We start from the raw sequence: 15,418 nt of genomic DNA, 5'->3' as shown, positions 1-15,418 counted from the left end.
TTCTGCATCTCATTTTTTTGTAAATTGCAGAATATGACCCTGTTTCTTTTGAGTACTACGCAAATATTTCAGGCAATGTTTCAACTCATGGCAGCGACCTGTGGGCCGCTTTATCGATTCTGTATTCTTTTCAGCTTTTTGTCAAAACCCCAATTCCACTTCCTGAAGCAGAAATGTGAACTTAAAACGCTGAATATACACTCCGTCATGCCACAACCTCGCATTCATGCCTGTTATATCTTATTTTCAGCCGTTTTCTTGATTTTTATTTCTAAAGTCCCTTCTTTTTTATGCGGTTTGCAGTAGTTTAAGCGTGCTCCTACCTCTAATAACGTAATCGGGCCCCAAAAAGTTTAATCTCAAACTCACATTTTTTTACCTGAATTGAAACTCACATTTTTTTACCTCAATTCAGCCGCATTGAATCATTGTATCTTTTTTCACCATTCGAAGTCAAAAAGAAGCGCTGGTTCTTCACCCACTCTTTTACATGAATTTTACGTTCTTTACATGTGTTCTTCTTGAAAAGGACAACATTTAAAAATATGATAAACATAACCCTGAAATAACCTCGAAACCTCGAGGACATTTATTTCAATCCCTTGAACAGGGGGTATATCGTAATCAAGGCGAAACCGGACACTGGTAACATCCCGGAAATACTGCCGCCCTCGGGGCGGCCTGACTGGCAGGAGGCCAATATGAGCCGTTTTATCTTAAAGTTTCAACAGTACGATCGTAATGTGTTTATGTGGATCAATGGCCGTCTTCATAACCGGTTTATGAACTTCTGGCTGTACTATTTCACCCATCTAGGCGGCGCAACGGCTTCCATTGCTGTATCTCTGATCATCTGGCTTCTCGCACCAGCTCCATGGAGCACGATCGGGCTTCAGGCCTGCATTGCATTAGCAGTGAGTCATATTCCTGTAGCTATAGCCAAAAAACTGTATCCGCGCATCCGGCCATACCTGGCCATGCCGGATACGATCACTTTTCGCAATCCTTTAACGGATCATTCGTTTCCATCAGGGCATACAACAGCTATTTTTTCGGTTACCGTGCCCTTTATGGCTGCTGAGCCGTTTCTTTTGCTCACATTGCTGCCTGTGGCTATAATTGTCGGATTCTCTCGAATTTATCTGGGGCTTCATTATCCATCAGATGTTTTGGCAGGAGCGACAATCGGTACTTTAGTCGCACTTGCGACAGTTGCATTCTGGGCTTAAAGCCGATATGTTAGACTCAGGAAAACCTAGCAGGAACAGGTGAAGCAAGCGTGGAAAAGAAAAGAATTTTACTATTATCAGAAGGTTTCGGAGCAGGTCATACTCAGGCAGCTTATGCACTGTCCAGCCATTTACGGAAGTTATCGCCTCATCTGCAAACGAAAGTGCTTGAGCTTGGAAGCTTCCTGAACCCGAAAGTTGCACCGCTTATTATTAATGCGTACAAAAAAACAGTAACCAATCAGCCGAAGCTTGTTGGATACGTATATAAGCAGCAGTATAAAAAACCATTGAATCGGCTGACTACTCTTGCACTGCACAAATTGTTCTACACCCATACGCGCAGTGTCGTTCGTCAGCTGCATCCCGATGCAATTGTGTGTACACACCCGATTCCAAGTGCTGTTATATCCAGGTTGAAGCGGCTTGGCACACAGGTTCCGCTGTGCAACGTCCTGACGGATTATGATGCGCACGGCACATGGATTAGCCCGGAGGTGGATCTGTACCTCGTTTCTTCCGAAGAGGTGAAGGCCAAGCTGATGCACCGGGGAGTAGCTGCTGACAAAATCAAAGTCACAGGCATACCTGTGCATCCAAACTTCTGGGAGCACCCCCGTCATGATGAGATTCGCTCCAGATTCAATCTGAGAAACATGCCAACTGTGCTTGTGATGGGCGGTGGCTGGGGGATGCTTAGCGACAAGGTGGTTCACCAGCTGTTAGCGCGCTGGCATGAGGATATCCAGATTATTTTTTGCCACGGCCGCAATGACAAAGCACGAATCAGCATGGAACAGGACCCACAGTTTCAAAAAGAAAACATTCATATCATTGGTTACACAACGGAAATTGATAAATTAATGGAAGTTTCGGATCTACTGATTACCAAACCCGGTGGAATGACCTGCAGTGAAGGATTAGCTAAAGGCATTCCGATGCTGTTTCATAATCCGATTCCCGGACAGGAAGAAGAAAACGTACATTATTTCACAGCCAAAGGTCTCGGTGAACTTATCACTTCGTTGGACGTCGTTGTCAAATGGATGGACACACTGCTCCACCATTATCCTGAAGTAGTTCAGAAACGAGAACAGCATCTGGCGGAAATAGCCAAAGTGCATCCGATGGAAAGCGCGCAGTGTATAATGAATCTGCTGCAGGATGTACGACCCTCCTCCTCAGAGGAAACACCCGTATAACTTTGACTTTGGCAGCAGCTCAAACGGAATAATTTATAGACGTCTAACCAAGAAAGGTGCCTTCAGAGCGAAGGCACCTTTTTTTCTCTATTCAAGTTCTGTTCCATTTCCGCTTTGCTGCCTATTGTATACCCGCAGATTTCAGGTACTCCTGCCATTGCTTCGTATACTCAGACTGAATTTTCTCCAGACCTGCCTGTTTTGCCTTTTCCATAAAGGTGTTCAGTCCACTTTCAACATCGGCAACAAGGCCCACGTTAAGCGGATACAAATATTGCTTCTCCACTTGCTCCAAAGCGGCTTTCTCCGCTTGATAAGGAGTCCAGTCTTCTGCAAAACCAGTGAAGATGTCCGGCTTTTTAATTTTATCCAGATCCTTGAACATGGTCAGTACATCATCAAAGCTCTTGTCGTAGAGCATGAACTCCGGATTACGCCATGCCCAGCCATTCATGCCTTCACGCGGGAAGCCATTGCTTTGCGCGTCTCCGATCATATGATAATATCCGTCTTTTACTTCAAAGTTTTTACCTTCTACACCGTACTCGGTCAACCAGTTATACCGTTTATCGGTAACCATTTTTTCATAGAATGCAAGCGCTCTTTCCGGGTTTTTGCTGCTGCGCGGAATAGCAAAGCCGTTGTGAATTGGGTGTACTGGCTGTGCAAACCCTTTAGCATTTGGATAAGGGAAGTATCCCAGCTTCCAGTCTGGGTGAGTAGACTGAATTTTGATGACGTCCGAATTGAATTTGTTCGGATTCTCTCCGGCAAGAACGACAGCCGCTTTACCATTTTGAAGCAAGGAATTGGATGTATCCTTCACGTTCAGTACGTTTTTCGGGAAAAAGCCTTTATCCATCCAGCGTTTGTATGTTTTCAGGTCCTCCAGGTGCTGTGGTGAGCCCCAATAAGATGTCACTGTGGATGGTGCGTCATACATAATATCCAGTCCATATGGAAGCTGCCCTGCCGTATTTACCAGCTTGGAAGTCAATTGACGAATGCCGTGTGTATGGTTTGCGTTGCTGTCTGCAATCGGAATCATGTTTGGCTCATTGGCTTTGATGCCGTCCAGGTAAGCCTCCAGCGTCTCCAGGGATTCCGGCTTCGGCAGATTATACTTCTCGCGCAGGTCTTCGCGGTACGCAATACCTTCCGTTACATATTCAATCCATGTGGATGGAACCGTGTAGATTTTATCGTTGATTTTAACTGCATTCCACATATCATCTGGAACATGAGATTTCAGCTCAGGTGTTTTAGCCAAAAGTTCGTCCAGCGGCAGGAAAGCACCTTTCTTCGCATACGACTGATAATTCGTCCAGTCTGCTGTAAAGATCAAGTCGATCGGCTGACCGGAGGACAGCAGCAATTTATATTTTTGATCCCAGTCGGTCCAGGAGGTGTAGTTGAATTTTACATTGACGTTTAAGTCCGCCTCTGCCAGCTTGTTTATTTCGGATTCAATCACAGGCAGGTCTTTAGGCGCGTCCCCCAGCATGTAAAATTGCAGCGTTACCTTCTCACCTTTATTATCGGATGAGCCCCCCTGCTCACTGCCTTGCGCATTTCCTCCAGAACCGCTGTTACAAGCGGCCAGCACCCCGGCAAACAGCATCAGGGCAAGTACCAGAGACAGGTGCCGAATCATTTTGTTACGCATACGCATCCTCCCTTTTTGTGTTAGACCTTATATATGTTAGCGCAGACCCGCTATGCATCAGACCCTCACCAGCACGTAAGCCTGAAGTTCCCAGCGTGTATACGTTCTAACCTTTGACTGCGCCAATCGTGAGTCCTTTGACAAAATAACGCTGCACAAACGGATACAGGAACAGAATCGGCCCGGTAACGATAATGGCCATCGCCATCTTGGTGGACTCTGTCGGAACGTCCTGACTGAGCGTAACACCTGTACCAATCGCCATCTGGTCAATAAATGTAATCGTATTCATCGTGTTGTACAGATAAAATTGCAGCTGGTACATATCCGGGTTGTTAATGAACAAGGATGATGTAAACCAGTCATTCCAGTATCCAAGGGCAAGAAACAGACCTACTGTCGCGATGCCTGGCATCGCCAGCTTCAGCACAATACTGACATAAATTCGAAAATCGTTAGCTCCGTCAATCTTCGCGGATTCGATCAGTTCATCGGGTACAGCAGAGCGAATGAAGTTTTTCATCAGAATAATCAGAAACGGCGTCATCAGTCCCGGGAAAATCAACACCGTATACGTATCTGTAAGATTAAAATAGTTCGCAAGCATAATGTACCACGGCACAAGCCCACCGCCGAACAGGGTTGTGAAGTAGATGAAGAAGGAGAACTTGTTCCGGTATTTGAAATCTTTGCGCTGGAGTACAAATCCAGCCATCGTGATAAAAAACAAGCCCAGTGTGGTGCCGACTACCGTTGTAAACACCGTCACCCCATATGCTTTCAGAACCTGAGTCGGGAATTTAAACACCATCTTGTAACCTTCCAGCGAGAAGTGTGTGGGAATCAGATGATAGCCGTCCCGTACGATGGATTCGTTGCTGCTGAAGGATCCTGACAATATAAGCAGAAATGGCAGCAGACACATCAATGACAAAATAATGATGATACTGTAGGCAATCAATTGAAAGGCCAGATTGAATTCGGAATCTTTGGCACGAGTGCGGGTACGAATTCCCCTTTGCGTATGCGTTTGTGTGCTCATATGGTTCTCCCTTCTGCCCTGCGGGCGGATGTATTAGAACAAGGCGTAGTCTTCGTTAATTTTGCGAATGATGTAGTTGACCGTCATGATCAGAATGAAACCAAATAACGACTGATACAGCCCCGCTGCGGTTGCCATACCAATATCGAAGGTTACTTTCAAAGAGCGGTAAACATACGTATCAATGATATCTGTAGCGTTGTAAAGCACGCCGTTATTTCCGATCAGTTGATAGAACAGGTCAAACTGCCCTTTCATAATGCTGCCCAGCGAGAACAACAGCAGGATTACAAACGTTGGTTTAAGCATCGGTACCGTAATGTACCAGATTCGCTGAAAGATGTTGGCCCCGTCAATCCGGGCTGCTTCATAATACTCGTCACTTATACCTGTAATTGCAGCCAGATAGATGACCATGCTGTACCCGAGATTTTTCCATAGATAAAAGATAATGATCAGAAACACCCAGATCCATGGTGTGTTGTAAATATCAACTGGCCCTGCTTCAAACCGTTTGAGCACCGTGTTCACAAACCCGGATTCATAGTTAAACATGTTGTAAGCGATTACACTTAATAGAACAAAAGAGATGAAGTACGGCAAAAACATGACGGACTGGGTTATTTTTTTGAACAGCTTGCCCCGAATTTCACTGAGCATAATTGCACAAAAGATGGCAAGACCGTTCCCCAGTATAATGAAAGCCAAGTTGTAACCGACCGTGTTGGTCGTCAGTTTCAGCAGCATGCCGGACTGCCAGAGGAACTTGAAGTTATCCAGCCCGACAAACGGACTTCCAAACAGCCCTCCTGCAAAATCATAGCTGGTAAACGCGTAATAAATACCGACCATCGGAAAATACGAGTTAATTAGAAAAAAGATCAGCGTGGGCAGCAGCATCAGAAACATGATTTTGTTTTTGTTCAATTCTTTGAGCATGGCTCGATCCCCTCCCGAATTGTAGCAGCGATGCATGATGATTGTTTGTAGCGTTTCACAATGATGTGATGTAGCGATGTGCACGATTGATGTAATATAACGATGTGAATGATGCTGTTTTTGTAACAACGTACATGATATGTGACGAAGACGCATCGTGAAGCTCTGGATTTATTGTAGACTGCCATCCTTTCTTTTGCATACTGAAGCTTCCTGCCGAATCATGAACGATACTGTGATTTCGGCTGTGAACAATTTGCACCAATCATGAAATGAGCACATGTACGTTCACAAAAGTTGATATCGTGCATGCTCTTCAGCAGGTGAACAATTCTGCGAAAGTTGAACTTTATGTAGTGATAATGGACTAAAATGCCAGTTCTACATTGATGAAAACGCATACATAATATATAATTCAAGGTATTCTTCTCATTCTGTTCCACAACTTATGCGATCCGATATCTCATGTGAAACCACATGAAAATATATAAGTTCACTCCTGTTCATCAGCAGGTTCAAGGGGGAAAACCAATGCGCAAACGTTCAGAGGACAGCCAGAAGGTATTCGCGCGAATTCTGATTGGCATTATTATAAGCACAGCAGCAACACTGCTTGTGGCTTCGGCTATTCTATATGTAAATTATAATCGGATTGCTCTGCGGCAGGTCTACCGTACAGATATGAACAGCCTCACCCAGACCAGCCGTGAAGTAGCCAAGATGACTGAAAGCGCCAAGTCGCTCTCGTACCAGATTTATCAGGACTATACTATCTCTTCCCTGCTGCTCTATTCCAAGCCAAGCATCTATCAGATCACCTCCGCAATGGAGCAGCTCGATAATTACCGTATGTCTCTTCCTTTTATTGAATCCATCTATGTCTACAATTCAAGAAACAATGAATTTTTTATCAGTTCCGACGGTGTCCGCAACGGGCAGCAGTCTGTATCCGAAATCGATGATCAAGGAATTAAAAGCATTCTTGACCGCTTCCATGACTATAAACCCTTTGTGCCCATCCCGCGTACATACAAGGTTGGCTCAACCGGGGCCAGTGAAGTGAACAGCTATACGTATCTGTGCTATGACACAATCAATGACAATGCCAAGCTGAATTATGCCGTTGTCGTTAACATTAAGGATGACTGGCTTAGTCCTAATATGAACGCGGTAGATCAACCAGGCAAAACCTTTATCGTCAACGAAAAAGGAGATTTGTTATCCGATTTCGGGGATCGTGCTTTGCTTAACAACCTCTCTGACGAAACCTTCATGCGTCCGATTCTACAGGATACAGAGCATTCTGCTTATTTTACCGAGCAAGTGGACGGAGAAAAATCACTGATTACCTATACCGCTCCGGACAGCCTTGGGTGGCGATATGTACGAATTACTCCCTATGACCTTATTACATCAGACATTCGCAATATGCGCACCCATACGCTGCTGTTCTGTGCTGTATTGCTGGCTGCCGGGCTGATTCTATCCTATCTGGTATCCCGTAAGCTGTACCATCCGATTAATAATGTGCTTGTCCGCATGCGCGTGATGGAGGCTGAGCGCCGGGGCAGTCTGCACCTGTTAAGACAGGACTTTTTGCGCGGTGCACTGCAAGGAAGAGAAACGGTCACCTGCACTATGCTGGAGGAACGGATGAAATTTTACGGTTCTGCTGTTGACGTACATCGGACATCCCGGCTGGTGCTGCTTCGCATCGACCACTATACTGAATTTTGCGAGACTTACCGGGACGATACCAAGCTGGTTAAATATGCCATGATGAATATCTGCACCGAGACAGCCGACCTTCATTACCATGCAGAAGCGGTAGATATGGGTGGTGACCTGATTACACTTCTGTTTAATGAAAAATCAGGGCATGATTCACTCTCGGGCAGCGCCTGTCATCAGATCGAAGAACTGCTGCGTATGATGCAGGCTGCGGTCATGACTCATCTCAAATGCTCCATCTCCTGCACAGTAGGTCCAGAGGAGCAGTCACTTGAGGAATGTATTGAAGGTTATGCGCGTTCTGCCGAGGCCTCTCTTCACCGCTTGTTCATGGGGCCGGGCTGTCTCATCTTTACATCCGACATCATGGCATATCAGAACAAGGAATACACTTTCCCTGCAAACAAAGAAAGACAGCTTGTGGACTGTCTGATGACTGGCAAAACGGAGGAAGCCAAGCTGATCTACGCCGACATCGTCAGTGAAACAGCAGCTTATCCGTTCAACGTCTTTCAGCTTGCCCTGTCCCATCTGACGATGACGCTGAATCATGTGCGCAACACGCTCAAGAAAAATAATCAGCTTCGACTGGATTCCGATTCGGGCGGTCTGATGCTTCCCGTGAAAAATGCAGAGGATATCAGCGAGGTCCATGAGCACTTTTACCGAATGTTTGATGAGCTTGGCTCCAAGGTCGAGGAAAAGCGTACACTCAAGCACGAAGAACTCATTCGCAAAATTAATGACATTATCGAGCGAAACTACGCCGATCCGAATCTGTGCCTGACCTCCATTGCCGAGGAGTTATCCATGTCGCCTATTTATGTCAGCAGGCTGTATAAACAGCTCACTTTAAAAGGACTTACAGACGTTATTAATGAGACACGGATTACCAAGGCGCAGCATTTACTCATTCAGACTGAAAGTTCTGTCGCAGATATTGCCGAGCGAACCGGTTTTACGAACAGCTCTTACTTTTATCGCATGTTCAAAAAATTCAACGGCGTGACTCCTAACGATTATCGCAGGAAAGAGCTTCAGGCTGACCAGCTCTAGCCTCTTCTTCCCTATACAAAAAAGCGGCATCCGAGGACCACACATTAGCCTCAGATGCCGCTTTTTAATTATTCTTCGTCCTGATTTTCACCAGACTCGTCTGTCGCTTCACGCACTTTATACTTGTCCAGACGCATTGCGTTGTACTCTCGCAGGGCCTCTTCCCCTACAATGACTTCAACCCGGTGAATATTCATACCTTTACCCATGAATTTCTGCTCATATTCCGTCATGACATGCTCTTCGTTCAGACCGTCACGATGCAGGTTCAACGACAAATTCGTCATCTGCAGGCCAAAGTCAGCGATGGCATTCAGAGAGAACTCAAACAGCGTTTCGGAATCGGTCTTGAAATGAATCTGTCCTTTCGGATTGAGCAAGTCCACATATTTCTTCAAGAAACGTGGATGTGTCAAGCGGCGACGTGCATGCTTCGCTTTTGGCCAAGGATCACTGAAATTCAAATAAATACGTTCCAGCTCCTTCGGTTCAAACACCTCTTCGATCTGTTCAATGTTGGCCAGTGCGAGCTTCAGGTTCGGCGGCGTCTCTACCTCGGACTGACTCCAGGCGTTACGCGCTTTCTCACTCGCACGGCGTACCAGTTCATCATACATATCAATGCCGATAAAATTATATTGGGGATATTTATAACTCATTTGACTGATGAATTGACCTTTACCCATGCCAAACTCAACAAAGATCGGATGATCGTTGCCAAACAGCTCAGCCCACTTGCCCTTGTATTGCTTTGGCTCCAGTACAACAAGATCATTCTGCTGCTCCAGATTTTCTCGAATCCCTTTTCTGCCACGTAAACGCATTTTATTCCTCCGTTTGTCCATACTTGTCTCAGACTCATTTTGCCGAAGAACCGGCCAATTGTAAAGAGCAATGAAAAAGGAATCTTCGGACCTGCCAGATTGGGCAGATCTCAAAGATTCCCTTTTCGATTTATTTGGAATTGGGGTCCAACTACTTTAGTAGTTCATAGTCTACCTTATCTTGGTGTGAAAAATCAAATGTCTTTTCGAAAGCATCGCGAACTTTTTTTCTTGCAATCGCTTTCACTTCCGGATTCCCATTAAAACGAACACCTGTCAAGGCCAGTGCCTCTTCTGCAGTCAATTCAACGGATACGTGCTGGAATTCATTATTTTTAACTTGTGAATTCATTCATATCACCTCACGGTATAGTATGATCCATGACGTCAGCATTCATTCAAATGCTACGATGAAAACTACTCACTGGATGGTGTCTGACGTTAGTTTAAATATAACATAAGGTGTAAAGTACTTCAAGTGAAAACGGTTGATTTCAAGCCCTTTTTTTACGTTTTCATTCCCCTTTTTTTCAGATATTTGATACAATAAATGACGAAAACAGCATAGCATCTGACGCTCTAGTTCAAGTATGCTATTCCCGTATCAAATATAAAGATAATGAAGAATTTGAAGACACAGACTTTAAAGGAGTACCTTAAACATGAATGCACCCGCTTTACAAGCTCCGCTGATGTGGGGGGATAAACGATTCCACACCTGGAATTACGAAATGCGCGATCAATTTAATAACAAGGTGTTCAAAGTCATGCTGGATGCCGGATTTACCTGTCCCAACCGGGATGGCTCTATCGCCAAAGGCGGCTGCACGTTCTGCAGCGCCAGAGGTTCGGGTGATTTTGCAGGCAGTAGACGCGAAGATCTTGTCACTCAATTTAATACCATTCGGGACAAGCAGCATCTGAAATGGCCGTCAGCTCACTATATCGGATATTTCCAAGCCTATACCAACACCTATGCGCCAGTTGAGGAGCTGCGCGAATATTTTGAAGAGATTTTGCAACAGCCCGGTGTTGTCGGTTTATCCATCGCTACCCGCCCGGATTGCTTGCCCGATGATGTCGTCGAGTACCTGGCAGACCTTAATAAACGCACATATCTGTGGGTAGAAATGGGACTTCAGACGATTCACGACTCCACTTCAAATTTGATCAACCGCGCACACGATACACAATGTTACGAAGACGCTGTGAAAAAGCTGCGCAAGCACAATATTCGGGTATGTACACATATTATCTACGGTCTGCCTCAGGAAACACACGAAATGATGCTGGATACCGGGCGAGCAGTTGCTCATATGGATGTGCAGGGGATCAAAATACATCTGCTGCATCTGATGCGCAAAACACCAATGGTGAAACAGTATGAAGCTGGTTTGCTTCGATTTCTCGAGCAGGACGAGTACATTAAACTGATTGTTGATACGCTTGAAATGCTGCCGCCTGAAATGATTGTACACCGTCTCACAGGAGACGCCCCTCGCAACCTGCTGATTGGACCGATGTGGTCGCTGAATAAGTGGGAAGTATTGAACTCCATTGACCGCGAGCTGCGTGAACGGGACTCCTGGCAGGGTAAGTATTGGAGGGGAGCATAATTTGGGCTTTTTATCCGTTTTGAGCTGTGCACACCAATGGATCAGTTCCCGGCTGCAGCCGGGCGATCTGGCGATTGATGCCACGGTAGGCACAGGTGCTGATACGTTATTTCTTGCACAGCAGGTAGGGCATCGTGGTCAGGTCATCGGATTTGATATCCAGAGTGAAGCCCTGACACTGGCCCAAGCACGAATTCGCAAGCATTCCGAAGGCAGCAAGCTCGGCTCCATTTCATTGCTGGAATTAAGCCATGCACGGATGGATGAAGCTGTTCCCGAGACGTGGGCAGGACAGGTAGGGGCGGTCATGTTTAACCTTGGGTATTTGCCTGCTGAAGGTGCAGATGCTTCCATTATCACCGAGACGACCAGTACAATTGCAGCGCTTGAAGCAGCGCTGTCCTTGTTGCGTACACGCGGTATTATTACAGCTGTACTTTATCCAGGCCATGACGGAGGCGCTCAGGAAGCAGAAGCTGTATCCGCATGGGCCGCAGCGCTGCCTGTTGAACAGGCTCAGGTTGTCATTTACCGCCAGTTACAGCGAGCATCGTCTCCATATCTGATTGGCATCGAGAAAAAGTAAGAAGGCCCTGTCCCCACCTGGAACCGTTTAAAGCGATTCACCATTTCATATACTAGAGGAGAGATACCATGTTTACTCCATATCCATTGCAATTCCAGCCAGAATTCAAAGAACGTGTATGGGGCGGTCGAGCGCTCGAGCATTTTGGTCTTACCCCACCTGAAGGACATATTGGGGAAGGCTGGATGATTGCCGATCATGCCAATGGTACAACCAAGGTTCTCAACGGTCCACTGGCCGGGAAAGGTCTGGATCAGGTCCGCGAACAGTTCGGCACGGCTTGGCTTGGAACGAAGGGTGTTTCTGAAAAAGGAGGACGTTTCCCTCTGTTGATCAAGCTGCTTGACTGCAATGACGATCTGTCCGTTCAGGTCCACCCGACTGATGATTACGAGGCTCTTCCTCCAGGTGAACTGGGCAAAACGGAAATGTGGTATGTGCTTGATGCCAAGCCTGGCGCTCATATCATTTATGGATTGAACGAGGGTGTGGATCGGGAAGCTTTGAAACAAGCGCTGGAAAACGGCACTGTGATGGACACTTTACGTCAGGTTCCTGTTGAGGCTGGAGATACCTTCTTTATTCCTGCCGGGACAGTGCACGCACTCTGTGCTGGTGTTGTCGTAGCCGAGATACAGCAAAACTCGGATACCACCTACCGGATTTATGATTATAATCGTCCTGGACTGGATGGCAAACCACGGGAACTGCATGTGCAGGATTCTTTGAATGTTACGGCATATGAAGGCGCTGGAGCCACAACAATGAAAACAAACCATGCTGTTCCGGGAGAATGGCTCCGGCTTGCTGCATGTCCGTACTTTGTTGTAGAGAAAGGGCTTGTGACCGATCGTTGGGAATTGCACACTACACCGGACAGCTTCACGATTCTGGTTGTGTGTGAGGGCGAAGGCAGACTGGATTGGTCTGGCGCTGATAACGAACATCTGGCGCTGAAAGCAGGTCAGTGTTATCTGCTGCCAGCCAACCTGGGATCTTACACCTTGAGCGGGAACACCACCGTTCTTCGCTCTTATCTTCCATAACCTTCAACGAAAGACCTAAAGAGAACTGCATAACGAAAGACCTGGAAATAACTTTAATAAAGTTAGAGATAACCTGTGAAGGAGGAATGACACGAGATGCAGGAATCTACCTTTACGCTGCTCGGCAATGAAGGAGCCCGTATTCATGTGTACCGTTGGCTTCCCGATGCAGACGAACACATTCGAGCTGTTGTTCAAATCGCACACGGGATGGGCGAGACGGCAGCACGTTATGCCGAATTTGCGGGTTATCTTACCAAGCAGGGCTACGCTGTATATGCCAACGATCATCGAGGGCATGGCAAAACCGTGGAGAACCCCGAATCGCTGGGTGATGCTGGTGTGGACGCTTTTCGTTGGATGGCTAGTGATATGCTTAATCTGGGGGAAACGGCAGCCAAAGCCCATCCAGAGGTACCTCTGTTTCTTATGGGGCACAGTATGGGTTCCTTTCTCGTTCAGTATCTGATGTATGCGGGGCATGAGCGATACCATGCGTTTATACTGTCTGGTACCAACGGGAAACGAGGGCTGCTCCGGTTTGGAGAAAAACTGGCTTTGCTCCAATGTGGCATTCAGGGCGACAATCATCGCAGTATGCTGCTGAATGCTATCGTATTTGGCGGATTCAACCGGGCGTTCCGCCCAGCTGCTACTCCGTTTGACTGGCTGTCCCGTGACCATAACGAGGTACAGCGCTTCATTGATGATCCGATGTGCGGAGCCATCTGTACAGCAGGTTTTTTCCGCGATTTCTTCAAGCTGCTGTTGGAGATCCACCTACCACAGCATATGGAGCGCATCCCTAAGCATAAAGCAATTTTCCTTTTTTCAGGTGAACTTGATCCTGTCGGTCTGCGTGGCAAAGGTGTTCTTAACCTATACTCCCAGTATATGAAGCTTGGGCTTCAGGATGTAGAATATCGCTTGTACCCTGGCGGGCGCCATGAGATGCTGCACGAGACCAATCGGACAGAAGTCACACTGGATGTTCTGGATTGGCTTGAGCGCCATATGCCAGATAACCAGCAGCGGCAAGCGACCGGGCAATTCCAGCAGCTACATCAAATCTAACCTGGCATTAAAGTAAAATCCCCTGGACCAGACACAGTCCGTACTGTGCCCGTTCAGGGGATTTTCCATTCTATTGCGGAATCTTAATCTCAAATCTCATAGGAATGAAATAAAGTCCGTTGCAGACAATGAAACTCATTAACCTTCGATCAGCAAGGATTCCGGATCTTCAAGCAGTTCTTTTACCGTTACCAGGAATCGAACCGCTTCGCTTCCATCAATGATCCGATGATCATATGACAGGGCAATATACATCATTGGACGGTTTTCCATTCGTTCAGCATCAATCGCCACCGGGCGAAGCTGAATTTTGTGCATACCGAGAATACCTACTTGCGGCGTATTCAGAATCGGTGTGGACAGCAGGGAGCCGAATGTCCCGCCATTCGTAATGGTAAACGTTCCACCTTGCAGGTCAGACAAAGCCAGCGTGTTGGAGCGAGCCTTGGAAGCAAGATCAGCAATGCTTCTTTCGATCTCGGCGAAGCCCAGACGATCGGCATCACGCACAACAGGCACGACCAAACCTTCTTTGGCAGATACAGCAATTCCGATATCGTAGAACTTTTTCAATACTACGTCTTCGCCATCAATCTCGGCATTAATCGTAGGGAACTTTTTCAGTGCGCCAACTACCGCTTTGGTAAAGAACGACATGAATCCAAGATTGATGTCATGCTTCTCTTTGAACTTGTCCTTACGGCGTTTACGAACGTCCATGATCGCTGTCATATCAACCTCATTGAAGGTGGTCAGCATCGCTGCCGTCTGTTGCGCTTCAACCAAACGTTTCGCAATCGTCGCACGGCGGCGAGACATACGTTGACGCTCTACCGGCTTGGTAAATGTAGAGCCACCTGCCGCTGGAGCCGAAGGTGCTGCAGCCGGAGCTTTCGATGCAGCCGGTGCCGCTGGAGCGGAAGGCTGACTGCCATGACTTTTAACATCTTCCTGATATACACGCCCGATAGGGTCTTTGCTTTGCACCTGATCCAGCTCGATTCCACGCTCACGAGCCAGCTTGCGAGCAGAAGGAGAAGCTGTTTTGGTGCTATCCGAAGACTCAGGCGGCGCAGGCACTGGTGTTGGTGCAGCTGCAGGAGCCTCAGGGGCAGCAGGTTTGGACTCAGCCGCTGCCGGCTCGGAAGCAGCCGGAGCGCTGCCTCCTCCTGTTCCAGCTGAAAGAGTACCGATCGTTTCACCGATCTCAACGGTCTCGCCTTCCTGACGAATGATTTTCTCAAGTACACCGCTCTCTTCAGCACTGATCTCAATGTTGACTTTATCTGTCTCGAGCTCAAGCAGAACATCACCCTGGTTAACGGTATCTCCTTCTTTGACCATCCATCTGGATACCGTTCCCTCCGTTATTGACTCACCCATTGCAGGTACTTTAATTTCACTCAC

13 protein-coding genes are annotated in these 15,418 nt (G+C 46.9%); 7 read left to right on the top strand and 6 right to left on the bottom strand.

Going from position 1 to position 15,418, the window contains the following annotated elements:
- The first annotated feature begins 701 nt into the window (after positions 1 to 701).
- Together ACQSGY_RS05960 and ACQSGY_RS05955 are read left to right on the top strand one after the other, a co-directional pair.
- A complete protein-coding gene (locus tag ACQSGY_RS05960) occupies positions 702 to 1,229 on the top strand; it encodes a phosphatase PAP2 family protein (RefSeq protein WP_184183981.1) in 528 nt (175 codons plus the stop codon).
- A gap of 50 nt (positions 1,230 to 1,279) precedes the next feature.
- Complete coding sequence (locus ACQSGY_RS05955) at positions 1,280 to 2,431, top strand: MGDG synthase family glycosyltransferase (RefSeq protein ID WP_427051107.1); 1,152 nt, start codon at positions 1,280 to 1,282, stop codon at positions 2,429 to 2,431.
- A gap of 121 nt (positions 2,432 to 2,552) precedes the next feature.
- Here the strand turns inward: ACQSGY_RS05955 and ACQSGY_RS05950 are convergent, their stop codons facing one another.
- From ACQSGY_RS05950 to ACQSGY_RS05940, 3 genes are all read right to left on the bottom strand, one after another.
- On the bottom strand, positions 2,553 to 4,103 hold the full coding sequence (locus ACQSGY_RS05950) for an ABC transporter substrate-binding protein (RefSeq protein WP_427051106.1): 1,551 nt from the start codon (positions 4,101 to 4,103) through the stop codon (positions 2,553 to 2,555).
- Positions 4,104 to 4,203: 100 nt separating this feature from the next.
- Positions 4,204 to 5,139 (bottom strand): carbohydrate ABC transporter permease, encoded by a 936-nt coding sequence (locus ACQSGY_RS05945; RefSeq protein WP_427051104.1) that lies wholly within the window; start codon positions 5,137 to 5,139, stop codon positions 4,204 to 4,206.
- Positions 5,140 to 5,172: 33 nt separating this feature from the next.
- A complete protein-coding gene (locus ACQSGY_RS05940; protein ID WP_090922181.1) occupies positions 5,173 to 6,078 on the bottom strand; it encodes an ABC transporter permease in 906 nt (301 codons plus the stop codon).
- Between the two features lie 531 nt (positions 6,079 to 6,609).
- Between ACQSGY_RS05940 and ACQSGY_RS05935 the strand changes: the two genes are divergently transcribed.
- Complete coding sequence (locus tag ACQSGY_RS05935; RefSeq protein WP_427051103.1) at positions 6,610 to 8,865, top strand: AraC family transcriptional regulator; 2,256 nt, start codon at positions 6,610 to 6,612, stop codon at positions 8,863 to 8,865.
- 68 nt (positions 8,866 to 8,933) lie between these two features.
- Here ACQSGY_RS05935 and trmB read toward each other — a convergent pair whose 3' ends face one another.
- Positions 8,934 to 9,689: a tRNA (guanosine(46)-N7)-methyltransferase TrmB gene (gene trmB / locus ACQSGY_RS05930; protein WP_427051102.1), complete on the bottom strand. Its 756-nt coding sequence runs from the start codon at positions 9,687 to 9,689 to the stop codon at positions 8,934 to 8,936.
- 151 nt (positions 9,690 to 9,840) lie between these two features.
- The gene (locus ACQSGY_RS05925) at positions 9,841 to 10,041 is read right to left on the bottom strand and encodes a hypothetical protein (RefSeq protein ID WP_110897666.1); all 201 of its coding nucleotides are present in this window, start codon (positions 10,039 to 10,041) and stop codon (positions 9,841 to 9,843) included.
- A gap of 310 nt (positions 10,042 to 10,351) precedes the next feature.
- On the opposite strand from ACQSGY_RS05925, the gene ACQSGY_RS05920 reads away from it, so the two are divergent.
- The 4 genes from ACQSGY_RS05920 (at position 10,352) to ACQSGY_RS05905 (ending at position 14,011) form a co-directional block, all read left to right on the top strand.
- Entirely contained in the window at positions 10,352 to 11,305 is a 954-nt protein-coding gene (locus ACQSGY_RS05920; RefSeq protein ID WP_145403130.1) for a TIGR01212 family radical SAM protein, read from the top strand.
- Between the two features lies 1 nt (position 11,306).
- Positions 11,307 to 11,891, top strand: coding sequence for a class I SAM-dependent methyltransferase (locus ACQSGY_RS05915; protein ID WP_427051101.1), 585 nt, complete (start codon positions 11,307 to 11,309; stop codon positions 11,889 to 11,891).
- Between the two features lie 68 nt (positions 11,892 to 11,959).
- Complete coding sequence (locus ACQSGY_RS05910) at positions 11,960 to 12,937, top strand: type I phosphomannose isomerase catalytic subunit (protein WP_427051100.1); 978 nt, start codon at positions 11,960 to 11,962, stop codon at positions 12,935 to 12,937.
- Positions 12,938 to 13,033: 96 nt separating this feature from the next.
- Complete coding sequence (locus ACQSGY_RS05905) at positions 13,034 to 14,011, top strand: alpha/beta fold hydrolase (RefSeq protein ID WP_427051099.1); 978 nt, start codon at positions 13,034 to 13,036, stop codon at positions 14,009 to 14,011.
- Between the two features lie 138 nt (positions 14,012 to 14,149).
- Here ACQSGY_RS05905 and odhB read toward each other — a convergent pair whose 3' ends face one another.
- Positions 14,150 to 15,418, bottom strand: a complete 1,269-nt coding sequence (odhB, locus tag ACQSGY_RS05900) for a 2-oxoglutarate dehydrogenase complex dihydrolipoyllysine-residue succinyltransferase (protein WP_188592479.1) — start codon at positions 15,416 to 15,418, stop codon at positions 14,150 to 14,152.

The organism is Paenibacillus sp. TC-CSREp1 (assembly GCF_050171015.1).
Classification (GTDB): domain Bacteria; phylum Bacillota; class Bacilli; order Paenibacillales; family Paenibacillaceae; genus Paenibacillus; species Paenibacillus silvae.
Note: the sequence above shows the minus strand (reverse complement) of the source record. Positions and strands in the feature narration are given on the sequence as shown.